Genomic DNA, 23,847 nt, shown 5'->3' with positions numbered 1-23,847 from the left:
GGCACTTACTCAACCGTTAACGCATTAACAACCTCGGCCACGCTTTTCACGCTGCGGATGTTTCCAATCCCCGTGCCGAGCGCGATATAGCCTTCATCGGTGTTATCTTCCAGCATGCCAAGACGCAGGCCCCGTAATCCTCCCATCGCCTTGCCCAGCGCTTCGTTACTTGCGCCTGCTTTATCCATCGCCGCCAGTTTTTCCGCCAGCTTGCCGGGAAGAGAGCGGTAGTAGTGGGGCACGGTGCGGAAAAGCAGCAAATCGAGGCCGTTGGCGGCAACAATTTTCTCTTTGACCCCCTGCGGCACGCGGCTTTCTTCCGTGCTGATAAAGACCGACCCGGCAAACACGCCTTCCGCACCCAATGCATGCGCCGCTCTGGCGGTGCGATTATCGGTAATGCCGCCCGCGGCCATCACCGGGACGTGCTTCACGGCATCGGCAATCAGCGGCACGATGGAAAAGGTGCCAAGCACCGTTGCGGGTAACGTTCCGCCCTCATCAAAACCGGTGGCGACGATAATGTCAGCCCCCATTTCTTCCGCGAGGCGGGTGTTCTCCGGCGTTGGGTTGATGTCGCGGTAGATAATGGCGATACCCGCCTCCTTTAACTCGCTGAACAGTGCGGGAATAATGCTGCCTTCCCCATAGCCCGTATACACCACGACCCTGACGCCTTCGTCTTTCACCACCTGAAGGATCGGCCCTGTCCAGACGTCATTAACGGCCGTGGGGATCAGGTTCACGCCAAAGGGCTTTTCGGTCAGCCGTTTGGTTTTACGAATTTCTTCGCGCATTTTTTCGGCGGTCTCTTCCGGCGTGGACACCGCGGTGTCGGCGGTTAAACCGGCATTGGGCCCCAGCACGCCGAGCCCTCCGGCATTGCTGACCGCAGCGACTAAACGGGCATCCGTGAGCCAGGATAACGGCCCCTGAATAACAGGTTTTTCGATACCCAGGATCTGACAAATACGGTTATTTTTCATAGCAGACTCTTCCTTACGTTTGAATGGGGAAGAGTGTATGGCGCAGGATTGTTAGGAAAAATAGCCAAAAAGATTCATCACTGTTATAAAATTAGTAACAATCATTTTATCCTGCTCGCGGCAAAAGCGTCCCTTATGCAAATAAACCTCTTTGAAGCTATTCGAATTTTTATTGAAATTGTCGAGTCAGGCAGCCTTACCCAGGCAGCGGAGAATCTGCAGATCCATCGTCCGGCGGTCACCAAAGCGTTACAGCTTCTGGAGCAGCACAGCGGCACGCGGCTACTGCAGCGCACAACGCGTCGGATTAGCCTGACGCCGGATGGGGAAGCGTTTTACCGCCGGAGTAAACCCCTGCTGGCGCAGGCGGACGAATTACTGGAGTCGTTTGGTACGGACCGGGCAATACACGGTCAGCTGCGTGTGGATATGCCGGTCTCTATTGCCACGCTGCGGGTCATCCCCAATCTGCCTGATTTTTATCGTCAGCATCCTGAGATCGACATCATTCTGAGCAGCTCTGACCGCCGTCGGGATATGCTGCGGGATGGCCTGGACTGCGTGCTGCGGGTGGGAGAGCTGGAGGACGGCGAGTATATCGCGCGTAAAATCGGGAACATCAAAATCACGACCTGCGCCAGCCCGGCCTGGCTGGCAAAACACGGTACGCCAGAAACGCCGGATGATTTACGGCAACATCAGGCCATCAACTGGATTAATAACCGCAGCAGACAAATTCATCCGTGGACGTTTACCACGCCGGAAGGCGTCGCGGAGATTAAACTTCCCGGTAAGCTTGTCGTGGATAACTCCGAGGCCTACATCGCGGCAGGCCTTGCCGGGCTGGGGTTAATGCAGGGGATGAATCTTTTTCTTCAGCCTTACATTGACCGCGGCCTTCTGGTTGAAGTCTTGCCAGACTATCGCTCGCCGGACCGCAATCTGTCACTGCTCTATCCACACCGTCATCTCTCCCGCAAGGTGCGGGTCTTTACCGAGTGGCTGGAGAGTCTGGTGTGAAAACAGCCAGCTCGTGACACAGCGCGCCAATCTGGTCCACGGCGTTCAGCAGGCGGGGCGTAGGTTCGTTTGCGCAGTTCAGCCGCAGAAAGTGCGTTAACTCCGCGGCCGGGGAAAACAGGGGACCAGGGCTGACGCCAATGCCCAGCGCCAGCGCGCGACGGTGCACCTCCAGCGCGTTGACCTGCTGAGGCAGTTCTACCCACAGCAGGAAACCGGCTGCGGGTACGCTAACGCGCGTACCGGGTGGGAAACTGGCCTCGACTTGTGCGACGACGGCTAAAACACCCTCTGCGACCCGGCGCTTTAGCCGCCGCAGGTGGCGATCGTAGTCGCCGCTTGCCAGCATCTCGCTCGCCGCGGCTTCCAGCAGCGGCGTACCGGCCCAGTCTCCGGCCATGCGGGCCTGTAAGACCTGCGGGTGGTAGCGTCCGGCGGCAATCCAGCCGATTCGCCAGCCCGGCGCAAGCGTTTTAGACAGAGAACTGCAGTAAATCACATTCCCGCTCTGGTCGAACGCCTTGCAGGCCGGAGGACGTTGCCCCTCGCCGACCAGGTCACCGTAAACATCGTCCTCAATCAAAGGAATTCCCGCCTCTTCAAGCAGGGCAACCAGCTCCTGCTTGCGGGCGACGGGCATGCTGGCACCCAACGGGTTTTGCACGGTGGGCGAGGCCAGAACGGCAGCAGGGCGGTGGCAGCGAATGGCGTCCGCCAGCGGTTCCAGCAGCAGGCCGTCGACAGGGTCGGTGGGGATCGCTAAGGCCTTCAGGCTTAAATCCTCCAGCAGCAGAAGCGTGCCAAAGTAGGCTGGCTGCTCAATCGCCACGACATCGCCCGGCTGGCACACGGCCCGAAGGGCCAGGCGCAGCGCCTGCGTCGCGCCTGCGGTAATAATGAGATCGTCCGCGCCGAACCGGGCTCCCCACTGTGCAGAACGGGCGGCAATCTTACTTCGCAAATCCCCCCTTCCCGGAGGCAGGCTGTAGCTCTGTCCATGCGCGTCCAGACGACGGCCCGCAGAGTGCAATGCCCGCTGCAGCGCGTCTCCCGGCAGCCACGCGGGATCGGGCAGGGCGGCGCCCAGCGGGATCAGCCTGGCTTCTGCACTGCTGAACAGCGACCGGGCCACGGCGGACAGGGTGACGGGGACCGGGCCTGGTGAGGAACGCGCGGGCTCTACGCGCGGTGGCAGGCTGGTCTGGCGGATGTAATAACCTGAACGCGGGCGCGCAACGATCAGCCCTTCAGCCTCCAGGCAGCGAAGGGCCTCCAGCGCCGTCGGAAGGCTAACGTGCTCGCGCTCGGCCAGTTTGCGTGCGGAGATCATCCTGTCACCGACGCGCAGCGCGCCAGACGTGAGCGTGAGGCGCAGCATCTCGGCAATTCGGCGATAGTGTGGGGACGACTGGGACGGGGCAGACATGGGTATCTGTTCAGGCTAATTTTCGATAAAACTGACTATACAGCCAATGATGCGCGCCATCTATAGTGTCCGACATGTTCAGGACAAGGAGGCATTATGCACAGCGATAATTTCAACATTTCCACCTATTTCAAACGCATAAACTACACCGGACCGGCGGCTGCCGATACGGCCACCCTGCATGCGCTGATGCGTCATCAGCTCTTTTCCGTTCCCTTTGAGAATCTGGACGTGCAGGCGGGTAAAATTGTCTCGCTGGCACCAGACGACATTGCCGATAAGGTCTTAACGCAGGGGCGCGGCGGCTACTGCTACGAGGTGAACGGGCTTTTTGCCATGGCGCTGGAGGCGTTAGGAATACCTTACCGCTTCGTGGCGGCGCGCCCGATGTTCTACCCCGCGCGGCGGCCGAAAACCCATATGGCGCTCATCGCTGAGGTAGATAGCCGACAGTGGCTCTGCGATCTCGGGTTTGGCAGCTACGGCATTCGCGCGCCGATGGCGCTGGACACGCTTAATGTGGAAATCACGCAGGATTTCGACACGTTTCGGCTAAGCCGCAGCGCGGAGGGCGAATATCTGCTTGAGGCGAAGGTTGAGGGAGAATGGGCCCGGCAATACGGCTTTGATCTCACGCCTCAGGAATGGATTGATTTCGTCCCGGCCAACTACCTTAACTCCACGCACCCGGATGCCATCTTTGTGCAGAAGCGGGTGGTGGTGCAGCACAGCCCGGAAGGGCGCCAGATTTTACTGGGCGATGTGCTGAAAACCATCACGGCGAACGGCACTGAAACGCGGCAGCTGGCGGAGGAGGAAATCCGCCATGTCCTGAAAAACCGTTTTGCGCTGACCGAGGCGTAATCTGCCGGGAAACGGTGGGGCCTCAGCGCTGTCCGTCTTCTGTGGCGTTGCGCTGAGCGCCCCACTGTAGCAGCAGGCTAAACGACGCGGGTAACACGGTCAGCGTCACCAGCGTCGCAACCAGCAGTCCGCCGATAATGGCATAGGCCATCGGGCCCCAGAAGACCTGGTGAGAAATGGGGATCATGCCCAGAATGGCGGCGCAGGCGGTCAGACAGATGGGTCTGGCCCGGTGTTCCGCAGCCGCCCTGATTGCGGCATCGTTTGCCATCCCCTGAGCAAGATTGCTGTCAACCTCGCTAATCAATATCACCGCGTTTCGCACGATCATCCCCGCCAGGGCGATGACGCCCAGCAGCGCGACAAACCCCATCGGCGTTCCACCGGGCAGCATAGCCAGCACGATCCCCGGTAAACCAAACGGGGCCATCAGGAGTGTCAGCAGCATACGGGAATATCGCCGCAGCTGAAGCATCAGCAGCAACAGCATGATGACCAGCGTCACCGGAAGAACGGTAAAGACGGAGCTGTTCCCCTTATCCGATTCGGCAACCGCGCCGCCTTCTTCAATGCTGTAACCTGCCGGCAGGCTCGCGCGCAGTTTATCGACCGCCGGACGCAGCGCCGCGGATACCGCTTCAGCCTTCAGCCCCGGAGCAAGATCCGTTTGCACCGTGATAAAGGGCACGCGCTGGCGACGCCAGATGACCGGATCGTCCACGCCCCAGACCGGCGTTGCGACGGCGCTGAGCGGAATTTTTTTACCGTCATTCCCCTGAATCGTGAGCGAGGAGAGGGTGGCGGTGCTGTGACGTTCATCGTCCGTGGCCCGGAGCACCACGTCAACAAGGCGGTCGTTATCCCTGATGGACGTGACAACGCTGCCGGACCAGACGGTGTTTAGCGTGCGAGCGAGGCTTTCGGATGATATTCCCGCCGCCCTGGCCGCCGTCTGATTCACCTCAAGGGTTATGACCCTCTCCGGCTCTCCGGCCGTCTGGTTAACGTCGCGTGAGTAAGGGGACTGGCCAATCGCGTCCGTGAGACGGTTCGCAAACGCCCGGACCTGCAGATAATCCGGCCCGCTCACCCGGTATTTGATTGGCCAGCCGACGGGCGGCCCCAGCTCAAGGGGCGACACGCGTGTGATGATGTCGCTAAACTGCGTCGCCAGGATCCTGTTGAGCTGCGCATGCAGACGATCCCGCGCCTCAAGATCCTTAGCCACCACAACCATCTGGGCGATGTTTTCATTTTCCAGCAGCACGTCCATCGGCAGGTAAAAACGGATGGCGCCCGACCCGACGTACGTCGAATAGCGATTGATGTTGCCGTTGCCAGCCAGCGCCTTTTCGAGTTTTTCCACCTCTCTTAACGTTTCCGGCTGCGACGCGTTGGCCGGAAGCGTCAGGCTGACCAGCAGCTCAGGCCGGTCCGAAGCGGGGAAAAACTCGCCCTGCATAAACGTCGTGCCGTACACGGACAGCCCCAGTGCGGAAAGGGCGAGCAGCACGGTAGCGACCCGGTGACGCAGTGCCAGGCGTAAAAGCCGTCCGTACCCGCGCGCGATCCTTCCGGGTCCCGCCGCGTGATGTCTAACTTTTTCCGGCAACAGCCACGTGCCCGTCAGCGGCGAAAACAGGATCGCGACAGCCCAGGAACAGAGCAGGGCAATGAGCACCACCGCAAACAGGGAAAAACAGTATTCACCGGCGCTGGAGGCCGCAAAACCAACGGGAATAAAACCGGCAATCATCACCAGGGTACCGGTGAGCATCGGGAAGGCCGTCGTTTTGAATGCATGGGTGGCGGCATGCCGACGGGAATCCCCCGCTTCCAGCCGGGAGACCATCGTTTCAACGGCGATCATGGCGTCATCCACCAGCAGGCCCAGGGCAATGATCAGCGCCCCGAGCGAGATGCGCTGAAGGCCGATGCCTGCGAGCATCATCCCGGCAAACGTCATGGCGAGCACCAGCGGGATGGCCGTCGCCACCACCAGTCCGGCCCGTAAGCCCAGTGAAACAAATGAAACCGCCAGCACGATAATAACGGCTTCGATAAGCACCCGGATAAACCCGCTTACCGCGTCGCTGACCACCGCTGACTGATCGGCGACTTTCACCATCTCGATACCGTGCGGCAGCCCGGCGCTGAGGGCCGCCATTCTGGCGTTCAGCGCAGCACCGAAACGCAGCATGTTGCCCGTTGGCGCCATCGACACCGCCAGCCCGATAGCCGGTTTGCCGTTTACCCGGTAAGCGGGGGCAGGCGGCTCGGCGATTTCCCGGGTGACGGTGGCAATGTCGGTCAGCGGAATATAGCGATTGTTCACGTGCAGCGTGACGGCCCGTAAATTCTCTTCGGTCGTGAGCGCCCCGCTGACCTTTATCGCCATGTTATCCTGTCCGGTACGCAGAGTGCCTGCCGGAACAACCGCGTTCTGCGCCCGGAGGGCGTCGGCGACCGCCTGAATATCGAGCCCCATCCCGGCCAGGCGTGCCGGAGAAAAGGCGAGAACCCATTGCTCCTGCTGTTCGCCCAGCAGGGTGGTTTTGCCCATATCCGGCAGGGACATCAGCTCGCGACGAATTGTCTCTGCGCGATCCCGCACCTCTCGCAGGGTGAAACCTTCGGGAATAAAGGCATAAATTGTGCCGAACGTGTCGTCAAACTCGTCGTCCACGGCAGGGCCCTGCACCCCTTCAGGCAGGGACGGCGCGATGTCATGCATTTTTTTGCGAACCTGATACCAGATATCCGGCACGCTTTGCGGGGGCGTATCGTCACGGAGGTTGACGTGGATAACGGTGCGTCCGGCCCGGGTTTCACTTTCGAGATAGTCCAGCCAGGGCGTTTCCTGCAGCTTTTTTTCAAGCGTATCGGTCAGCAGGCGGGTGGTATCCGCCACGGATGCTCCCGGCCACTGCGCGGAGACGACGGCCGTTTTGATGGTGAAAGCCGGATCTTCGTTACGCGGCAGCTCCTCATAGCAGAACACGCCCATCGCAATCACCAGCAGCATGAAAAAGCTGACCATCTGCTGGTTCTTCAGCGCCCAGGCGGAGAGATTAAATTTGGCTTCCTGTCCTGTGTTCATGGCTGAACCTCTCCGGCCATCACCGGCTCGCCGGACCGCAATGTGCTCACGCCCGCCGTAATCACCCGATCGCCGGGCTCAAGGCCGGAGGCAATCATGACGGAGGAGGCCGTATAGCTCGCGGGTACCACCGCGCGCAGCTGCGCCCGAGACTGCGGGGTAATCACAAAAACGGCCGGTTTGTCGCCAATGCGGGTCAGCGCCGACGCGGGAAGGGGGTACCCGTGCGGGGCTGACGATGGCAACGTGACGGTCACGCTGGCACCCAGCGCCATGGCCGCGGGCGGGTTTTGCAGGGTGGCCCTGACGCGCCAGGTGCGGGTCTGAGGATCGGCCTGCGGAGTAATATCCCGCAGCACGGCAGACGCCTGTACCGACGGGTCGCTGAGGAGGGAAACCTGCAAAACCGCCTTGTCCAGAGGTGGGATCGCATCGGGAGTGGCAATATCAAACGCCACGTCGCGGGCTTCAGCGGTCGCCAGCGTCAGCACGGACTGACCGTCGCTGACAACCTGTCCCGCAGAGGCGTTCACGGCCGTGATGACGCCCGCTTGTGGCGCGATCAGGCGCGTCCAGCCGAGGCTTTCGCGTGCATTTCGTCGCGCGGCCTCGCTGCTTTTTAAGCGCGCGCTGGCGACAAGCCAGTCCGCACGGGCGCTGTCGAGCTGCGTGCGGGCTATCGCCCCCGTTGGCATGAGCTTTTGCATTCGGCTGACGTTAAGCGCGGCGACCTGCGCAGAGGCTTTGGCGCCTTCATAGTCGGCCTCAGCGCCGTCGAGCTGGTTTTGCCCGGTCGTGTTGTCAAGCGTGGCCAGCAGCTGTCCGGCGGTGACACTGTCACCAATATCGACGCTACGCGTCAGTATCCGGCCCCCGGTGCGAAAGCTCAGGGTCGTTTCATCGTGGGCATGGATCTCACCGGTTCTTTCCAGCGCGGGAAGGGTTTGGGCGGTGCCAACCACGACGTAGCGTACCGTTCGGACCGGGTCGGGCTTATTCTCGTGTTTATCACCGCAGCCGGTCAGCGGAAAAATCGCCAGCGCAAGCAGGGCCAGGGGAAGAAAATGCAGCCAGGAAAGGGTGCGCGCCACGCCGTACATATGATGCAGGCAGTGGCGGAGGGAGAAAAAAAATTCGTCTGACATAACGGCGCTCCATAAAGGGAATGGCGTTATTAAATGCGCGCTAAGTCGAGAAAGATTCGATGTTCTGTCAAGGCTTTATCAAGAGTGGAGATTTTCATTATCGGACGGTTGCCAGGGCAATAAAATGCGCACGGCAAGGCCGCCGGTTTCCGGTAACGACGCGCTAATCTCACCCCCATGCGCCTGACAAATCGCCCGGGCGATGGACAAACCGAGGCCGCTGCCGCCGGAATGCCGCGCGCGGGACTGCTCCTCGCGGCTAAAGCGTTTAAACATTTCCGGTAGGAACTGAGGCGATACCCCCGGCCCGTCATCGGTAAATTCGAGGGTGTAATGCCCGCTGGCGTAGTGCAGCGCCACCTCAAGATGGCCACCATCGCGTCCGTAACGTAGCGCATTTTCCATGAGGATGGTAACAACCTGGCCCAGACGGAACGCATCGCCTCTGAAGGGACAGGTGCGCGGGTTACGAAGCGTTATCCGGAAATGATGCGCATCAGCCTGGGGCATAATCCAGGCAGCCCGCTCCTGAATCAGCTCATCCAGACAGAACGGCTGGTCCTCCAGCACAAGGTTACCCGCGTCGGCCAACGAGAGAAGGTGGAGCTCATCGGTGAGGCGGTTGAGGTGCTGGAGCTGTTTCATCACCATGCCCAGCTGCGCCGGGCTGGCATCAAACACGCCGTCTAACATGCCCTGCAGACGCCCAATGGCGGCCGTCAGGGGCGAGCGCAGCTCGTGCGCCATCGCGACGTGTGAGGCGCGGAGCTCTTTTTCATAGCGGGCGAGTTGCCCCGTCATGGAGTTAAAGTCGGCCGCAAAGCTGACCATTTCCGCCGGCGCATCCTTGATAAGTTCCGCCTGACGGCCAAACTGCCCGTCGGCGACATCCTTTGCCGCATCGCGAAGACGGCTGAACTGCAGCGCCAGCGGCCGGGCGTGTTTTAGCCCCATCACCACGATAAACGGGATCATTACCAGCACCAGCAGGGCCACCGTGACCCAGTCGGCTGAGGCGATAGACGGTGTGGAATAGCTCAGGCCCCACCAGGTGTCCACAATCGTGTGGAAGCGGGCCGGATTGGCCTGCGGGTTCTGGCTGAGCGTAAGAAACTCCTGCCGGACAGCCGACGGCATCCTGCCCATTATCCAGTAGTTCTGCACCGCATAGCGTAGCCACATGCAGGTGGCAATGACGATCACGCTGCCGATGGCCAGCGCTAAGATGCGCGCGCAAATCCAGCGCCACAGAGAGGAGTGCCGGTTTTTTATCATGGCTGTCTGAACCTGTAACCCACGCCGCGAACGTTGATCAGCACGCCGGAAATACCCGCCGCCTCAAGTTTTTTACGCAGGTTATAAATATGGGTGTCCACCACGCGCTCCAGCGCCTCGCTTTCCGGCAAACAGTGTTCCAGTAAATACTGGCGGGAGAATGGGTGCGCAGGAGAGCGCAGCAGCGTTGCCAGAAGCGAGAATTCCGTTGGCGTAAGATCGAGCATCACGGGCGCGTCGTCGCCGTTATCCACGCTCGCCACAATGGCGGCGACATCCACCTCCAGCGTTTGCCAGCGAAGGATCGCTTCGTCAGCCTCTTTTTTACGGCTGCGCCGCAGCACCGCCTGCACCCGAGCCACCACTTCCCCCGGATGATAAGGCTTCACAACGTAATCATCGGCACCGTACCGCAGGGCGCCAATGCGGTCGGGGGTATCCCCCATGGCCGTGACCATGATCACCGGCACATCGCTTTTACGACGCAGGCCAGCCAGCACCTCGGTGCCGTTAAGCCCGGGCAGCATGACATCCAGCAGGATGAGGTCGGGCTTCCACCGCTGCGCCATATCCAGCCCGGAAAGACCGTCTCCGGTAATGGTCACGTCGTAATTTTCACGCCGTAAATAGGCTTCGAGCACGCCAGCCGCATCGGCGTCATCTTCAATAATCAGCACTCTTCTGGACAACATCCGTTCACCTTGACCATTTCTTAACACTTTCCCGACGATTCATTGATTCAGCCAAATCATACTGCGCCAACATTGTATGGCCGCCCCTGAATCAGGAGACGCCAGCGTCTGTATGGAGAGCAGTATGATAGCGATAAAAAAAGTCCTGTATATGTCCGTCCCGCTTCTGATGGTCGTGACGTCCGGCGTGCAGGCGGATGATGGCTCCGCGTCCGATTCCTTCACCGTCGGGCTTGGGGGACAGTATGCCCCGCGTTACTCAGGCTCAGACAAGCAGGTGTGGCAGGTGGTTCCGGTGCTGCAGGGTCGTAAAGGCGCTTTCTTTATTGATGCGCAAAAAGGGGTGGGATATGACCTGCAAAACGACAGCGGTTGGTATTTCGAACACACGCTGGGCTACGACTTCGGAAGGGCTGAGAAAAATTCTGGCTGGCGTGAGGGCGCAAACAATCTGAAAGGGATGGGGGACATTGATGCCACCCTGAATACCGGCCTTGCCGTGGGCTGGCAGGCCGCGCCCTGGCTGAGTGTGGAAGGCAAAGCGACGCTGCCGTTAACGGACAGCCAGGGGGCCAGCTATCAGGCCTCCGTGACGCTAATCCCCGTACAAAATAACCAGGACACGATCGCCTTTCAGTCCGCGGCCCTGTTTGGCGACGGCCGTTATCTGAATACCTGGTATGGTGTCAGCGAGCAGCAGAGCCGCCGCATCGGATATCGCCGCTATTCAGCGCCGGGTGGATTTTACGGCGTCGACACCAGTCTGACCTGGAGCCATCAGTTCGATGCCCACTGGGGGACGGTGCTGAGCGCGGACTATACCTGGCTTGGCGATCGCGCGAATGACAGCCCGATCGTGATGCGGCGCAATGAAGGGTCTGCAACCGCCGCTATCACCTGGACATTTTAATCAGGGACAGGGTCAGGCAAAGAGTCCCTTAATAAGCATCCAGAAAAGTGATAGCAGGCAGAGGATTTGTACGGTTCGCAATGACCACAGCTGAAAACGCCATTGATACCGCTCCCGGGCATCGGCTTCTGCGATCGGGCCAGCGGCATCAGCAGCGTTTTTCCCTGGGCGGCGCAGCAAATCATGGCACAGCCATACCAGAAGTATGAGGCTAAGTATTCTCGTGAAAAGTAAACCGTAGGCGGTATAAAACATATCCCAGTAGCAGCGGAGGGTGTCCATGGCCTTTATCCTTTCCTGGACCGCCCATACGGCAGGTATGGGCGGTGAACGATTATTTCTTCTTATCCATCATCGCTTTTAAATCGGCAAACGGGTTAAACGTGGCGACGCCCACGTCTTTTTGCGCGTCTTCCCCTGCGACCACGGTGGTGCCGTACTGATCCGCTTCGGTGTATTTCGAATGCTCGTGATCGTGGCAAAACAGGCACAACAGCTCCCAGTTGCTGCCATCTTCCGGGTTGTTGGTATGGTCGTGATCGATATGGTGAACCGTGAGTTCACGCAGATTGGAATAGACAAACTCCCGCGAGCAGCGTCCGCAGACCCAGGGATAGATTTTTAATGCTTTCTCGCGATAGCCGCTTTCCAGTCGCGCGTAGTTTTTAGGGATCAGAGCCATTGCCGGGTTTACCTGCCATGAAAAAAGTGGGGGATATTATATCCCATTATGGCGCGTAATGACGCCCCGCTCAATTCTGTCAATTTATTTGAATCACTCCGTTAAATAAACGGCATTTATTCTTACCGGGTAATGCGTAAAGTGGACAGAACGCAATGCATTATCAGGACACATGGTTATGAAAAAGATCGGGTTTTTATCCTTTGGTCACTGGACGCCTTCTCCGCAGTCCGGCACGCGCTCGGCGGCAGACACGCTGCTGCAGTCCATCGATTTAGCCGTGGCGGCTGAAGAGCTGGGGGCAGACGGCGCGTATTTCCGCGTGCACCACTTCGCCCGACAGCTTAGCTCGCCGTTCCCGCTGCTGGCGGCAATAGGCGCAAAAACGAAAACTATCGAAATCGGGACCGGCGTGATTGATATGCGCTATGAAAATCCGATGTACATGGCCGAAGATGCGGGGGCTGCGGATCTGATTTCCGGCGGTCGTCTGCAGCTTGGCATCAGCCGCGGCTCGCCGGAGCAGGTCATTGATGGCTGGCGTCACTTCGGCTATGTCCCGCAGGAAGGGGAAGACGAATCGGATATGGCGCGCCGTCATACCGAGGTGCTGCTTGAGGTGCTGCGCGGTGAAGGGTTTGCAAAACCCAACCCACAGCCTATGTTCCCGAATCCGCCGGGGCTGCTGCGCCTGGAGCCGTATTCTGAAGGGCTGCGCGAGCGTATCTGGTGGGGAGCCGGTTCAAATGCGACGGCCGTATGGGCCGCAAAGCTGGGAATGAACCTGCAAAGCTCAACCCTGAAGGACGATGAAACCGGTGAGCCGTTCCATATTCAGCAGGCAAAACAGATCCGCGCGTACCGTCAGGCCTGGAAAGAGGCAGGGCACACGCGTCAGCCGCGGGTGTCGGTCAGCCGCAGTATTTTTGCGCTGATGGACGACCGCGACCGGATGTATTTCGGTGCCAGCCGTAACGACAGCGATAGCGTGGGTTACCTTGATGAAAAAACGCGCGCCATCTTCGGACGCAGCTATGCGGCGGAGCCGGACAAGCTGATCGAACAGCTGAAAAAGGACGACGCGATTGCCGAAGCCGATACGTTATTACTGACCGTGCCGAACCAGCTGGGTGTGGATTATAATGCGCACGTGATTGAGTCTATTCTCAAACATGTCGCACCGGCAATGGGCTGGCGCGAGTAGTCGTTCCGCTATCAGCCGTGAGATCGTAATGGAAAACCTGGCCCTCTGGTATCGCCGTTTTGGCGAGCCAGAAACCGTTCTGCAACCTGAAACCGCGCCGCTGGGGGCGCTTGCGCCGGGTCACCTTCGCGTGCAAATGCTGTTTTCTCCGGTGAACGCGTCCGATCTCATTCCCATTACCGGCGCCTACTGCCACCGAACCCCGTTACCGGCGGTAGCGGGGTATGAAGGTGTCGGCGTTGTCACCGACGCGCCCGCGTCGTTTGCGCATCTGTTGGGTAAACGCGTCCTGCCGCTGCGCGGTCAAGGCACCTGGCAGCGCTATGTTGATTGTCCGGCAGAGTATGCCATCCCCGTTCCGGACGCTGTTGACGCACGTCTGGCCGCGCGGGCCTATATCAACCCGCTGGCGGCGCAGATGATGCTTACCCGCTATCCGCCTCAGGGAAAGCGGGTGCTGCTCACGGCGGCCGGGTCGGATTGCGCCATTCTGCTGGGGCAGTGGGCGCGTCAGGCGGGAGCGGAGGCGGTGTACGGGATCCACCGTTCCGCCGTTCACGCTGAACGGCTGGAGGCGATGGGGATCATTCCCGTCGCGCAGCATGACGCCCAGCGGATTGGCTCCGTCGCCGCGCGTACCGACGTCGTCTACGATGCCACCGGCGGGCCGCTTGCGGAAGCGATCCTCAGCGCGATGCCCGAGCAGGGCATGTTTGTCTGCTACGGGCTGCTCTCCGGGCAAACCTTCAGACAGCAACGGCCAGCGCCGCGCGTGGCGTGGTTCCATATCCGAAACGGTCTGGACGCGCTCAGCGCCGAGGCGTGGCGAGCGGAGTTTGACCGCATCTGGCTTAATTTGCCCAACAGCGGGTACAGCGACGTCGCGATCTTTCCACTGGCGGAATGGCAGAGGGCGATCGGTGCTTATCGCGAAGGAGGAAGGACCCGCAAGCCCCTCCTGTCGATGGTGGACTGACCGCTATTGATGGCTCATATCGCTCAGCAGCACGGCGATACTTTGCCCGCCCGCCGTTTGTTCCAGGCCAATCTTAACGATGATGGTCAGCGGGACGGAGAGCAGCATCCCAACGGGCCCGAGCAGCCAGCCCCAAAAAATCAGGGACAAAAAGACCACCAGCGTGGAGAGTCCCAGCCCTCGTCCCATCATGCGCGGCTCAAGAATGTTACCGAACACCAGATTGATGACCAGGTATCCGGCCAGCAGGATCAGCGCGTCATAAAGCCCGCTGAAAACCAGCACCTGAAGGATAGGGGGGATCGCCGCCAGCACGGAGCCGATGTTGGGAATGTAGTTAAGCGCAAACGCCAGCAGCCCCCAGACAAACGCAAAGCGAACGTCCAGCGCCAGAAGCATCACCCAGACGACGCCGCCCGTGACCAGGCTAATGGCGGTTTTCAGCACCAGATAGCGTGAGACGCTGTCCAGCGCGCGCTGAATCGCCCCCATTCCTTCAACAGGGCGGACCATTATCTGCTGCAGCTTTGCCGGCAGCTGCGGCACCTCCAGCAGCATGAACACCACCGTTAAAAACAGCAGGAAAATGGAGGTCATGGCATTGGAAAGCTGCGCCAGCAGGCTGGTGACGATCGTCATGGCCGCATTGGGGTCGATATATTTCAGGAGTTCCTCAACCGAGACTTCGATACCCGCGCGCTGCAGCCAGGGTTCCAGCTGCAGCAGCGGTATCGCCAGCGAAGAGCGGTACTTCGGCAGCGTTCGCGCCAGCTCATTTAGCGAGGTACCCAGATACGCCACCAGCAACACCATCGCCACAATAATGATGCTGATAAGCAGCGTGATGGCCAGCACGCGCGGAATGCGTAGCCGCGTCATGCGCTGTACCAGCGGGTTAAGGATCACCGCAACAAACAGGGCCAGAATAAAAGGCACAATAATATCGGCGGCAAAACGAACGCCTGTCAGTATGATCACCAGCATGCCCAGCATGATGACAATTTTTAACCCGTTCAGGGTAATGATGGGTTTAGCCATGGTGACTCCGGAATAATCTTTTTATTTATAATAAAGGTGAAAGGCGTTGCAATAAACTAACCAAAATCAAACGGGATGGGTAAAGAATTGCAAAGACTTTGAGTAAAATCCTAGCTTATGGTACAAATTTGGTGTGTTTAACTACTGAGGACAATTTTCATCCGCAAAGACGAGAAGCAACAACGCGGATAATTGTAATTTTATGGACAATATGTTCAGGACGTACTCTTCAAACAATACCGCTGTATACTCCACCTCCTTCTGCCTGCTTTCTGGTGAGCAACACTGGCGCACCGCACTATAGTCATTTCTTCTGCCTGAGCTGGCGCTAAGCGCTTAGCTGTCTGATTTCAATTCGTATTTTTTGGTTTGCTGCACGCAGCGGGCCACGATGGATTATATTCTCAAGCAGGAGAAAAACATGTTTTACTGGATCCTATTAGCGCTGGCAATTATCGCTGAAATTACCGGCACGCTGTCTATGAAGTGGGCAAGCATCAGCGATGGCAACACCGGTTTTATTTTGATGCTGGTGATGATTTCGCTTTCTTATATTTTCCTCTCGTTTGCGGTGAAAAAAATTGCGCTGGGCGTCGCGTATGCACTCTGGGAAGGGATCGGTATTTTGTTGATTACGCTGTTCAGCGTGCTGATATTTGACGAAACATTAACAACAATGAAGGTCGCCGGATTAACGACGCTGGTCGCGGGTATTGTGCTGATTAAATCCGGTACCCGAAAGCCGGGCAAACCGCAGAAGGAGCAGAACCATGCAACAGTTTGAGTGGGTTCATGCGGCCTGGCTGGGGCTCGCCATCGTGCTGGAAATCCTGGCGAACGTTCTGCTGAAATTCTCGGATGGTTTTCGCCGTAAGCTCTATGGCCTGATGTCGATTGCCGCGGTGCTGGGGGCGTTCAGCGCCCTGTCCCAGGCGGTAAAAGGGATCGATCTTTCGGTGGCTTATGCGCTGTGGGGTGGTTTTGGTATCGCCGCCACGCTGGCCGCAGGCTGGGTACTCTTCGGCCAGCGCTTAAATAACAAGGGCTGGATGGGGCTTATACTGCTGCTTGCCGGCATGATCATGATAAAACTTGCCTGACAGACCTCGAACCATGATTTACAGGCAGCGAAATTCGCTGCCTGTATTACGCTTAGAAAAGCAAAACATGAAGAGGATGGCTGATGTATCGCACATTAAGCTGGCGCAATATTCCCAATGCGAGAACGTTGTTTGCCATGGTCTTCATGGCGGGGATCGGCTTAATCATCTCCATCGTCGCACTGCTCTACCTTTCCCTGCATCTTATCAGTACCAAAACCAACGAAATTGATGAACACCGCACGGCGCTTTCCGTGCAGGGGGCCATTCAGACTTCGGTTAACCGCGTCTCCTCTCTGGTGCTCGATAATGCCGTCTGGGACGATGCGGTGCGGGAGGCCTACCGTCCCACGCTCGATACCGACTGGCTGTACAACACCTGGGGAGCCGGCTTTAAAATCAATAACCTCTATGACGGCACCTTCGTGCTGGATGAGCATTTCAACGTCCTTTGGGGATCGTTTCAAAGCCGACCCTTTAACGAAAAAAACCTCGACTTCTTTGGTAAAGGCCTTAAAGCGCTTATCGACCAGCACGGGCGCGCGCTCGCGGGTGAAAAAAATATCTATGCGGGGATCAGCCAGACGCGCACCGGCGTGGCCTTTGTCGGCATTGGGCTGATTCGCCCGATGGTCGGCAGGTTACAGGTTCACGACGGAACGCGTCGCTATCTGGTCATTACCCGCCATCTTAACGCCAGAATCCTATCCGACCTGGGCGGCACCTTTCAGATCGATAACCTCAACTTTACCCCAGGCAAAATTAACGAGCGCAGCATGCCGCTTCACAGTGCAGCAGGGGAGTTAGTCGGATTTCTGAACTGGCAGGCGCGGCTTCCGGGCGCGCAGGCCGCCCGGGCGGCATCTTCTGACATCAGGCAGATTGTGGTGCTGGCGTCGGCGCTGATCCTGCTTTTCATTCTGGTGAGCAGCGTGGGGCTGTACAAACTCGCGCGCGGCGAAAGCCAGGCGCGTCTGGTCGCAAGAACGGACTGGCTAAGCCATTTACCTAACCGGCGCGCGCTCATCGAGGCGCTGGATCGGGTGCGTTTACGAGGTGATACCGACGTCAAAAGCGTGGTGTTTATCGATCTCGATGGCTTTAAGGATGTGAATGACATCTACGGTCACAGCGTCGGTGACGATCTCATCGTGGCGATAGCGAAAACGCTGAATGAACGCGTGCCGCCCGGCGGGATGCTGGCGCGCATGGGCGGGGATGAGTTCGCCATGACCATTGGCGGTGATGATGCAGAGGCGCAGGCTACCGCTTTTGCCGTTTCCGTGCTGGATTATCTCTCCACCCCGGTTCTGCTGGGGGAACGCACAATCCATATCGGTGCCAGCATCGGTATCGCCAGCGGAACCCTGACTGAATGCAACAGCTCGGAACTGTTTCGCCGCGCCGATATTGCCATGTATCACGCCAAAATGAGCGGGAAAGGGCGTATCACCCACTACGACGCGGAGCTGAACAGCGTCCGGGAACGCAAGCTGGCGATTGAAAATCAGATTCGTGACGGTCTGGAGCGCGATGAGTTTGAGGTCTGGTATCAGCCGATTATTGACGCCCGCAGCCAGACAATGAGCAGCGTCGAAGCGCTGGTCCGCTGGCCGCGTCGCCCTGAGGGGCCGCTTGGTCCGGATACCTTTATCGCCATTGCGGAGACCAGCGGGCTGATTTACAAACTGGGTCAGTTTGTATTGCAGCGGGCCTGTGAGGATCTGCAGCCGTACGGTGAATTAAAGCTTTCCGTTAATATCTCGCCCGCGCAGTTTCGCGATCCCGCCTTTGAAGAAAAAGTGGCCAGCGTGCTGGAGAGCACCCGTTTCCCGGCCCACCGGCTGCAGCTTGAGGTCACGGAGAGCTATGTGCTGGAGAATCCGGAGCGTGCCCGCATGGCGATAGCCAATCTCAAAGCGCTGGGCACCGCGGTGGCGCTGGATGATTTTGGTACCGGCTATTCCAGCATTGGCTATTTGCGGCGTTTTAACTTCGACACTATCAAGATCGATAAATCCCTGGCCGGGCTGGTGGACCACGATGAACAGGCGGCAGCGCTGGTGAGCGGCACGGTGCGGATCGCCAATGCGCTGGGCATGGCGGTGGTGGCAGAAGGGGTGGAAACCGAGAAGCAAATGAAACTGCTGCGGCTGGCTGGCTGCCATCAACTGCAGGGTTTTTGGTTCAGCCAGCCGATGCCGATTGATTCAATCAGAGCGTTACGTAAGGTCAGACGCTGCTGATTTACTGCTGCGCCAGCGCTTCCAGCTGGTCGCGGAAACCAGTAACGGACAGGGCCCGGTTGTCGGCGCGCCACCGGTCTTTTGCCGCCGGGGCAGAGCTCTGGACGCCGATCAGCTGCCAGCCGTTTTCCGTCTTCAGCATCAGCGGCGAACCGCTGTCACCCGGCAACGTATCGCACTGATGCGAAAGCACGCTGTTTTGCGCCCAGCCCGTCACAATACAGTCGGTATGCGTATAAAGCGTATCCAGATGATCGACAGGATAGCCCGACTGCGTCACTTTGCGGTCGGCGGCTTTCAGCGCGGCGGTGAGTGCGGCTTTGTCGCCGTCAAATAACGGCAGCGGCGTAATGCCTGAAGGTGGGTAGCGCAAAACGATCAGGCCAAAATCCCATGAGGCGGCCGCCGGTGGCACTATCCAGCCGTCACCATCCGGTTTCAGACGTTTGCCGAGAGACGGATCGACCCGGCCTTCAATGCCGTGGATTTCATAGCGCCAGGTCCCTTTTTGCGACACAAACCGCAAGGCAACCGCTTTATCCGGCTTGCCGTTTGGCGGTGTTAACAGACAGTGGCCTGCCGTCAGGGCAAGCTGTGGAGTGATCAACGTCGCGGTACATAAGTTACCGCTGGCGGTTTCCAGTTGACCTATTGCATCCCAGGGGGCCTGGGTGGGATCGGCGACGCGCGTACGATCGTCATGACCGAAAAAAAGCGTCTTTAGCTCTTTCGCGCTAATGGTGTCATCACCGCCATCATCCGCATGTGAGAATCCAGAAAAAAGACTAAACGTTCCCAGTAACAACACAACAGATTTACGCATATCACACTCTGGTGGGGGTAATTATGATTATTAAAAGTGAACCCTATGAAAATACTATAGACGGGACAGCGCTAAAGTGGGAGTAAAATCAGCGTGCTACAATCAGGAAAGATAAAAATGGCTGGCGATGAGCGCGCATAAAATAAGCAGGATCAGAATCAGCTCAAACCGATAGCGTCGCAGCATACGCCCTCCGGATAAAAAAAACGGCGCGGAACCTGTTCCGGTTCAGCGCCGGTTTACCAACGTGCCCCGAAGGGCACGGTTAAGCTTGTACTCTTACGCAGCTGGCTGTGCAGCTGGTTTAGCAGCTTCGTGTTTTACTGCTTTTTTGTGATGCTTTTTAGCAGCCTGAGCTTTCTGTTCTACAGCTGGTTTAGCAGCTTTTTTGTGGTGATGTTTTTTAGCAGCCTGAGCTTTCTGCTCTACAGCTGGTTTGGTCGCTTTTTTGTGGTGCTTTTTAGCGGCCTGAGCTTTCTGCTCTACAGCCGGTTTAGCGGCTTTTTTGTGGTGCTTTTTGGCAGCCTGAGCTTTCTGCTCGGTTGGTGCTGCGGTTGCTGGTGCAGCGGCTTCTTTTTTCGCTGCAGCTTTGTGATGTTTCTTATGGTGAACCGCTTTTGCTGGCGCAGCGGTGGTGGTTGCAGCAGGTGCGGCAGCCGGTGCAGCAGTTGCGGTAGTGTCAGCAGCAAACGCAGCAGAGGACAGACCCATAGCAGCGGCAACAACCAGAGCTAATACTTTATTCATTCTCATACCCTCGAATTTGGTTTTTCATTTAACCCCACTGCGGGGCCGTTGAAATAACTATATCCCTGTAAATTCGAGGTTTCCGTGAGTGATTGGTATCGGCGTGTAACGGAATGTACAGAGGGGAGAAGAATGTACGAACAGGCCTAACGCCGCTGCTCGTACAGACCTCTGTTATTTGTTCAGTGTCGCCAGAATAGCCGCAGGTGACTGACTACCTATAATCGACCGTGACTCTGGTTCGATCACTACCATTACCGGGGTAATGCTAATGCCCAGTCGTTCAGCCAGGGCAGATTGCTGCGCGATCAGATCGGAGCAGGCCTGAGTCGTGTCGTTATCCGGTAAAAATCCCGCCATCGCTTTTTGCAGGCTTTTGACCTTATCGGTTGAACACCAGACACGCCCCATATCTTCAATCACCGAGTCGCGAATGGCGTTGGGCGCAACGGTCAGAAACGACATCGTCAACCCAGCATCCGTATATTGCTTAACGTTTTTCACTACATTGCTGCAGTAAATGCACTGATTATCAATAAACACCAGCAGCTTATATTTTTCAGCGGGAGCCTGAAACGTGATGGGCTGTAGATCTGCAAGAGAGCGGGTAATGTCGTTGAACGCATCTTGCGGGGTATTATCCGTGGCTGCGAAAGTGCTTAAACTGGTCGCACACAGAATAGCTAACATCGTTTTCATTATGCCTTTCATTATTCATCCTTTTATTTTTTTTATCCTGACCCGATAGCAGTTTTATTGTGTCGCGAGGACATGCATTCATACACCCGATGCAATCATGACAACATGTGTTAAATCATTTTCTTATTGAAAAGGGTGGGAAAAGTGCCGGAGCAGGCTCCGGCAGAGGGACTAAAGGTAACGTGAGGTCAGATGTTCGCGGAAGTAACGGATATTCAGATCCTCGCCCGTCGCCTGGGTGATTAATTGCGACGTGCTGAAGCGGCTACCGTGCTGCCAGATGTTCTGGCGCAGCCACTCAAAGAGTGCGGAAAAATCGCCTTCAGCGATGGAAGCCTGCAGACCCGGAAGCGCCGTTTTCGCGGCGTGGAACAGCTGTGCGGCATACATGGCCCCCAGCGTATACGACGGGAAGTAACCAAAACCGCCGTCGGTCCAGTGGATATCCTGCATGCAGCCGTTGCGGTAGTTGTCTTTGGTGGACAACCCGAGCCAGACCTGCATTTTCTCATCCCACAGGGCGGGAATATCGTCCACCTCGATCTCGCCGTTGATCAGCGACCGCTCAATCTCATAGCGCAGCACCACGTGTGCCGGATAGCTTACTTCGTCCGCATCGACGCGGATATAACCCGGCTTCACGCGCTGGTTCCAGGCAATAAAGTTCTCTTCGCTGAACGCCGCCTGGCTGCCAAAACGGGCATGCACCGCAGGGAGGAGATGTTTGAGGAAGGCCTCACTGCGCCCCAGCTGCATTTCAAAGAACAGGCTCTGTGATTCATGGATCGCGGTTGAACGCGCCAGAGCAATTGGCTGTCCTGCCCACGCGCGCGGCAGGTTTTGTTCGTAGCGGGCATGTCCGGTTTCGTGGATCACCCCAAACAGCGCGCTGAGCAGTTCATCTTCGTCATAGCGCGTGGTGATACGCACGTCTTCCGGGACGCCGCCGCAGAACGGGTGCGCACTCACGTCCAGACGGCCGCCGTTAAAATCGAAGCCGAGCATCTTCATGGCTTCCAGGCCCAGCTCACGCTGTGTTGCCGTCGGGAAGGGGCCCTGAGGGGGAACGAACGAGCGCTGAGCCTGTTTTTCCACCACGTTTGCCAGCAGGTCCGGTAGCCAGGACTTCATATCGCCGAACAGAATGTCCAGACGCGCGCTGGTCATATCGGGCTCAAAAATATCCAGCAGCGCGTCGTAAGGCGTACAGCCTTTGGCTTCCGCCCTCAGGCGAGCCTCTTCGCGGCTGAGTTTGACCACCTCTTTCAGGTTGGCGGAAAAACCCTGCCAGTCGTTGGCGGGACGCTGGGTACGCCAGGCGTGTTCACATTTACTGCCCGCCAGCGATTTGGCTTCCACCAGCGATTCGGGCAGCAGGGTCGCCTGCTGGTAGTGGCGCGTCATTTCGCGCAGGTTGGCCTGCTCGACGCCATTCAGATCTTCTCCTGCCGCTGCCGCTAACAGGTCACCGACTTTTTTATCGGTCAGGATCTGGTGCTGCAGGACGCTCATCTCCGCGAGTGCTTCACCGCGCGCGGCGCTGCCGCCTGGCGGCATCATGGTGAACATGTCCCAGCTGGCGATGGAGGAGAGGTGCGAGAAGCGGGAGAGACGCTGGAAGGTGCGGGTGAGAGCCTGATAAGCCGATGTTTTTTCCATTCTTGTTCTTCCTTATCGTTTTGGGAGTGTTAAGGGAGTTTAACGTGATTCCTACACGATTCATGCACTTTTCATGCACTCATCTTACCCACTCTGCAAAGGATGGTTATCTGTGGAGAAAGAAACTTAACAACAAGACGCTTTCCGTAAGCTTGAAGACACGACATCCAGAGACAGCAAAGCTGAGAGCCAGAAATCTCACGATTCAGTTTGTGAAATGCAAAGAGCTTTGCCTATCTTTCGAGGTAATGAGGGTGAGTCTTAAAAAATACCGTGACAGATTAGTTGATGAAGCGATTCTAATCGCTTTAGGCAGTCTGGGAGACGTTGAGGAAGAACCAAGGGTAACGGTGACTGAGAAGCCTCAACATAGCCTCTCCGATGCACTTGAAGAATGGTGTAGGGATAATCGTTCCGACTGGAAACCTCGTACAGAGAAACTTAACAGACGAAGCGTAGAGCTGTTCATTAATTGGGCTGAGAAAAAATCTTTACGACATCTCGAAGAAATCAGCAAAAAGCACATTTCTGAGTTCAAGGGTTTTCTTGAGAAACACTATAAGGCACCCCGAAGCAGGCAGGATGCGCTCATCAAGCTACAGGCTCTGTTCAACTTTTGTGTAAGCAAAAGGGACTACTTGACTGTAAATCCTGTGAAAGGAATGACATACGCGAAGGTGACAACTGTGAACAATAAGACCGAAGTCACCACAGAACAATACAGCCAGGTGATGAGGACTGAGTATGTCCAAAACTACACTGGTCTGAAATGGCTTCTGGCGATTCTTTGGAACACAGGTATGAGAATAGGGGAGGCAATACAGTTACGTCCGTGTGATTACCGTGAGGTTGATGGAATCAAGTGCATAAGCATCAATGCTGAGGGCGGTAAGCAAGTCAAAAATGATTCCTCTATCAGAGACATACCGATAAGCGACGAACTTCTGAGAATGGGGATATGGGAGGCTAAACCAGCATTGGGTTGGTCAAAGAACAATGCCGCTGGGAGTCGAATTGTGTTTGCTTTTGAACAAATTGGCTTGAAACACAGTTCACATGATTTCAGGTACAGCCTGTCGGACAGGTTACGTGATTGTGATGTACCGGATTCAGTTCGATATCACATACTCGGTCATGCGCACACCACCACGTCAGACCGTGTGTATAAGACCAGACAGCCGTTGAAACAGATGCTTCTGGCGTTAAATAAGGCCACAGTGATGCAGTGAGGGGGCAATTAAGCCCCTATATTGAG

At 57.3% G+C, this 23,847-nt stretch carries 23 protein-coding genes and 1 pseudogene; 10 read left to right on the top strand and 14 right to left on the bottom strand.

From position 1 onward, the window contains the following. Nucleotides 1–5: 5 nt before the first annotated feature. The gene (locus NQ230_RS12905; protein ID WP_159514005.1) at nucleotides 6–986 is read right to left on the bottom strand and encodes an NAD(P)H-dependent flavin oxidoreductase; all 981 of its coding nucleotides are present in this window, start codon (nucleotides 984–986) and stop codon (nucleotides 6–8) included. Nucleotides 987–1,121: 135 nt separating this feature from the next. Between NQ230_RS12905 and NQ230_RS12900 the strand changes: the two genes are divergently transcribed. After that, nucleotides 1,122–2,006: a LysR family transcriptional regulator gene (locus NQ230_RS12900; protein WP_257257912.1), complete on the top strand. Its 885-nt coding sequence runs from the start codon at nucleotides 1,122–1,124 to the stop codon at nucleotides 2,004–2,006. On the opposite strand, the gene NQ230_RS12895 is transcribed toward NQ230_RS12900, so the two are convergent. Further along, nucleotides 1,978–3,432, bottom strand: a complete 1,455-nt coding sequence (locus NQ230_RS12895) for an aminotransferase-like domain-containing protein (RefSeq protein WP_257257911.1) — start codon at nucleotides 3,430–3,432, stop codon at nucleotides 1,978–1,980. The genes NQ230_RS12900 and NQ230_RS12895 overlap by 29 nt on opposite strands. Nucleotides 3,433–3,528: 96 nt before the next feature. On the opposite strand from NQ230_RS12895, the gene NQ230_RS12890 reads away from it, so the two are divergent. Continuing rightward, nucleotides 3,529–4,296, top strand: a complete 768-nt coding sequence (locus tag NQ230_RS12890; RefSeq protein WP_257257910.1) for an arylamine N-acetyltransferase family protein — start codon at nucleotides 3,529–3,531, stop codon at nucleotides 4,294–4,296. 22 nt (nucleotides 4,297–4,318) lie between these two features. Here the strand turns inward: NQ230_RS12890 and NQ230_RS12885 are convergent, their stop codons facing one another. From NQ230_RS12885 to NQ230_RS12870, 4 genes are all read right to left on the bottom strand, one after another. Next, nucleotides 4,319–7,396 carry an efflux RND transporter permease subunit gene (locus NQ230_RS12885; RefSeq protein WP_257257909.1) on the bottom strand — a complete coding sequence of 1,026 codons (3,078 nt, stop codon included), beginning with the start codon at nucleotides 7,394–7,396 and terminating at the stop codon, nucleotides 4,319–4,321. Further along, nucleotides 7,393–8,541, bottom strand: a complete 1,149-nt coding sequence (locus NQ230_RS12880) for an efflux RND transporter periplasmic adaptor subunit (protein ID WP_257257908.1) — start codon at nucleotides 8,539–8,541, stop codon at nucleotides 7,393–7,395. The genes NQ230_RS12885 and NQ230_RS12880 overlap by 4 nt, the downstream gene beginning before the upstream one ends. Nucleotides 8,542–8,619: 78 nt before the next feature. After that, on the bottom strand, nucleotides 8,620–9,816 hold the full coding sequence (locus NQ230_RS12875) for a sensor histidine kinase (RefSeq protein WP_159514011.1): 1,197 nt from the start codon (nucleotides 9,814–9,816) through the stop codon (nucleotides 8,620–8,622). Next, entirely contained in the window at nucleotides 9,813–10,508 is a 696-nt protein-coding gene (locus tag NQ230_RS12870) for a response regulator (protein ID WP_159514012.1), read from the bottom strand. Before NQ230_RS12870 ends, NQ230_RS12875 begins: the two co-directional genes overlap by 4 nt. A gap of 124 nt (nucleotides 10,509–10,632) precedes the next feature. Here NQ230_RS12870 and NQ230_RS12865 point away from each other — a divergent pair, with 124 nt between their 5' ends. Continuing rightward, a complete protein-coding gene (locus NQ230_RS12865) occupies nucleotides 10,633–11,418 on the top strand; it encodes a MipA/OmpV family protein (protein WP_257257907.1) in 786 nt (261 codons plus the stop codon). A 12-nt stretch (nucleotides 11,419–11,430) separates the two neighbouring features. Here the strand turns inward: NQ230_RS12865 and NQ230_RS12860 are convergent, their stop codons facing one another. Both NQ230_RS12860 and yajD read right to left on the bottom strand, forming a co-directional pair. Continuing rightward, nucleotides 11,431–11,700, bottom strand: a complete 270-nt coding sequence (locus NQ230_RS12860) for a hypothetical protein (RefSeq protein WP_213328442.1) — start codon at nucleotides 11,698–11,700, stop codon at nucleotides 11,431–11,433. A gap of 52 nt (nucleotides 11,701–11,752) precedes the next feature. Next, nucleotides 11,753–12,100: an HNH nuclease YajD gene (yajD, locus tag NQ230_RS12855; RefSeq protein WP_003857471.1), complete on the bottom strand. Its 348-nt coding sequence runs from the start codon at nucleotides 12,098–12,100 to the stop codon at nucleotides 11,753–11,755. Between the two features lie 178 nt (nucleotides 12,101–12,278). Here yajD and NQ230_RS12850 point away from each other — a divergent pair, with 178 nt between their 5' ends. Together NQ230_RS12850 and NQ230_RS12845 are read left to right on the top strand one after the other, a co-directional pair. Next, a complete protein-coding gene (locus NQ230_RS12850) occupies nucleotides 12,279–13,304 on the top strand; it encodes an LLM class flavin-dependent oxidoreductase (RefSeq protein ID WP_032657621.1) in 1,026 nt (341 codons plus the stop codon). A gap of 28 nt (nucleotides 13,305–13,332) precedes the next feature. Continuing rightward, the gene (locus tag NQ230_RS12845) at nucleotides 13,333–14,280 is read left to right on the top strand and encodes a zinc-dependent alcohol dehydrogenase family protein (protein WP_257257906.1); all 948 of its coding nucleotides are present in this window, start codon (nucleotides 13,333–13,335) and stop codon (nucleotides 14,278–14,280) included. Nucleotides 14,281–14,283: 3 nt separating this feature from the next. On the opposite strand, the gene NQ230_RS12840 is transcribed toward NQ230_RS12845, so the two are convergent. Next, nucleotides 14,284–15,318 carry an AI-2E family transporter gene (locus tag NQ230_RS12840; RefSeq protein ID WP_032638218.1) on the bottom strand — a complete coding sequence of 345 codons (1,035 nt, stop codon included), beginning with the start codon at nucleotides 15,316–15,318 and terminating at the stop codon, nucleotides 14,284–14,286. A gap of 133 nt (nucleotides 15,319–15,451) precedes the next feature. Between NQ230_RS12840 and NQ230_RS23050 the strand changes: the two are divergent. The 4 genes and pseudogenes from NQ230_RS23050 to NQ230_RS12825 all read left to right on the top strand — a co-directional run bounded on the left by NQ230_RS23050 (nucleotide 15,452) and on the right by NQ230_RS12825 (nucleotide 18,664). Then, a pseudogene (locus NQ230_RS23050) lies at nucleotides 15,452–15,622 on the top strand (protein YdgV). A gap of 117 nt (nucleotides 15,623–15,739) precedes the next feature. Further along, nucleotides 15,740–16,102 carry a multidrug/spermidine efflux SMR transporter subunit MdtJ gene (gene mdtJ / locus NQ230_RS12835; RefSeq protein WP_213820690.1) on the top strand — a complete coding sequence of 121 codons (363 nt, stop codon included), beginning with the start codon at nucleotides 15,740–15,742 and terminating at the stop codon, nucleotides 16,100–16,102. Beyond that, nucleotides 16,089–16,418 (top strand): multidrug/spermidine efflux SMR transporter subunit MdtI, encoded by a 330-nt coding sequence (gene mdtI, locus NQ230_RS12830; protein WP_024909144.1) that lies wholly within the window; start codon nucleotides 16,089–16,091, stop codon nucleotides 16,416–16,418. Before mdtJ ends, mdtI begins: the two co-directional genes overlap by 14 nt. An 83-nt stretch (nucleotides 16,419–16,501) precedes the next feature. Further along, entirely contained in the window at nucleotides 16,502–18,664 is a 2,163-nt protein-coding gene (locus NQ230_RS12825; protein WP_257257905.1) for a bifunctional diguanylate cyclase/phosphodiesterase, read from the top strand. 1 nt (nucleotide 18,665) lies between these two features. Here NQ230_RS12825 and NQ230_RS12820 read toward each other — a convergent pair whose 3' ends face one another. From NQ230_RS12820 to NQ230_RS12805, 5 genes are all read right to left on the bottom strand, one after another. Then, nucleotides 18,666–19,487: a trypsin-like serine peptidase gene (locus NQ230_RS12820; protein ID WP_219322420.1), complete on the bottom strand. Its 822-nt coding sequence runs from the start codon at nucleotides 19,485–19,487 to the stop codon at nucleotides 18,666–18,668. Nucleotides 19,488–19,589: 102 nt separating this feature from the next. After that, entirely contained in the window at nucleotides 19,590–19,673 is an 84-nt protein-coding gene (gene ydgU / locus NQ230_RS23070; protein ID WP_021241182.1) for a small membrane protein YdgU, read from the bottom strand. 93 nt (nucleotides 19,674–19,766) lie between these two features. Beyond that, nucleotides 19,767–20,234 (bottom strand): acid resistance repetitive basic protein Asr, encoded by a 468-nt coding sequence (asr, locus tag NQ230_RS12815; protein ID WP_050583699.1) that lies wholly within the window; start codon nucleotides 20,232–20,234, stop codon nucleotides 19,767–19,769. Between the two features lie 174 nt (nucleotides 20,235–20,408). Continuing rightward, nucleotides 20,409–20,948, bottom strand: coding sequence for a thioredoxin fold domain-containing protein (locus NQ230_RS12810; RefSeq protein ID WP_257261341.1), 540 nt, complete (start codon nucleotides 20,946–20,948; stop codon nucleotides 20,409–20,411). 156 nt (nucleotides 20,949–21,104) lie between these two features. Then, a complete protein-coding gene (locus NQ230_RS12805) occupies nucleotides 21,105–22,592 on the bottom strand; it encodes a carboxypeptidase M32 (RefSeq protein WP_257257904.1) in 1,488 nt (495 codons plus the stop codon). Between the two features lie 254 nt (nucleotides 22,593–22,846). Between NQ230_RS12805 and NQ230_RS12800 the strand changes: the two genes are divergently transcribed. Next, a complete protein-coding gene (locus tag NQ230_RS12800; protein ID WP_257257903.1) occupies nucleotides 22,847–23,821 on the top strand; it encodes a site-specific integrase in 975 nt (324 codons plus the stop codon). Nucleotides 23,822–23,847: the final 26 nt, after the last annotated feature.

Origin of the sequence: Enterobacter asburiae (genome assembly GCF_024599655.1) — a bacterium.
In the GTDB taxonomy this organism is placed as follows: domain Bacteria; phylum Pseudomonadota; class Gammaproteobacteria; order Enterobacterales; family Enterobacteriaceae; genus Enterobacter; species Enterobacter asburiae_D.
This window is presented reverse-complemented; position numbering and strand designations above follow the sequence as displayed.

Excerpts from the sequence above, each read along its gene's own strand:
- NQ230_RS12905 (WP_159514005.1), bottom strand. The coding sequence starts at position 986 with ATGAAAAATAACCGTATTTGTCAGATCCTGGGTATCGAAAAACCTGTT.
- NQ230_RS12900 (WP_257257912.1), top strand. The coding sequence starts at position 1,122 with ATGCAAATAAACCTCTTTGAAGCTATTCGAATTTTTATTGAAATTGTC.
- NQ230_RS12895 (WP_257257911.1), bottom strand. The coding sequence starts at position 3,432 with ATGTCTGCCCCGTCCCAGTCGTCCCCACACTATCGCCGAATTGCCGAG.
- NQ230_RS12890 (WP_257257910.1), top strand. The coding sequence starts at position 3,529 with ATGCACAGCGATAATTTCAACATTTCCACCTATTTCAAACGCATAAAC.
- NQ230_RS12885 (WP_257257909.1), bottom strand. The coding sequence starts at position 7,396 with ATGAACACAGGACAGGAAGCCAAATTTAATCTCTCCGCCTGGGCGCTG.
- NQ230_RS12880 (WP_257257908.1), bottom strand. The coding sequence starts at position 8,541 with ATGTCAGACGAATTTTTTTTCTCCCTCCGCCACTGCCTGCATCATATG.
- NQ230_RS12875 (WP_159514011.1), bottom strand. The coding sequence starts at position 9,816 with ATGATAAAAAACCGGCACTCCTCTCTGTGGCGCTGGATTTGCGCGCGC.
- NQ230_RS12870 (WP_159514012.1), bottom strand. The coding sequence starts at position 10,508 with ATGTTGTCCAGAAGAGTGCTGATTATTGAAGATGACGCCGATGCGGCT.
- NQ230_RS12865 (WP_257257907.1), top strand. The coding sequence starts at position 10,633 with ATGATAGCGATAAAAAAAGTCCTGTATATGTCCGTCCCGCTTCTGATG.
- NQ230_RS12860 (WP_213328442.1), bottom strand. The coding sequence starts at position 11,700 with ATGGACACCCTCCGCTGCTACTGGGATATGTTTTATACCGCCTACGGT.
- yajD (WP_003857471.1), bottom strand. The coding sequence starts at position 12,100 with ATGGCTCTGATCCCTAAAAACTACGCGCGACTGGAAAGCGGCTATCGC.
- NQ230_RS12850 (WP_032657621.1), top strand. The coding sequence starts at position 12,279 with ATGAAAAAGATCGGGTTTTTATCCTTTGGTCACTGGACGCCTTCTCCG.
- NQ230_RS12845 (WP_257257906.1), top strand. The coding sequence starts at position 13,333 with ATGGAAAACCTGGCCCTCTGGTATCGCCGTTTTGGCGAGCCAGAAACC.
- NQ230_RS12840 (WP_032638218.1), bottom strand. The coding sequence starts at position 15,318 with ATGGCTAAACCCATCATTACCCTGAACGGGTTAAAAATTGTCATCATG.
- mdtJ (WP_213820690.1), top strand. The coding sequence starts at position 15,740 with ATGTTTTACTGGATCCTATTAGCGCTGGCAATTATCGCTGAAATTACC.
- mdtI (WP_024909144.1), top strand. The coding sequence starts at position 16,089 with ATGCAACAGTTTGAGTGGGTTCATGCGGCCTGGCTGGGGCTCGCCATC.
- NQ230_RS12825 (WP_257257905.1), top strand. The coding sequence starts at position 16,502 with ATGTATCGCACATTAAGCTGGCGCAATATTCCCAATGCGAGAACGTTG.
- NQ230_RS12820 (WP_219322420.1), bottom strand. The coding sequence starts at position 19,487 with ATGCGTAAATCTGTTGTGTTGTTACTGGGAACGTTTAGTCTTTTTTCT.
- ydgU (WP_021241182.1), bottom strand. The coding sequence starts at position 19,673 with ATGCTGCGACGCTATCGGTTTGAGCTGATTCTGATCCTGCTTATTTTA.
- asr (WP_050583699.1), bottom strand. The coding sequence starts at position 20,234 with ATGAATAAAGTATTAGCTCTGGTTGTTGCCGCTGCTATGGGTCTGTCC.
- NQ230_RS12805 (WP_257257904.1), bottom strand. The coding sequence starts at position 22,592 with ATGGAAAAAACATCGGCTTATCAGGCTCTCACCCGCACCTTCCAGCGT.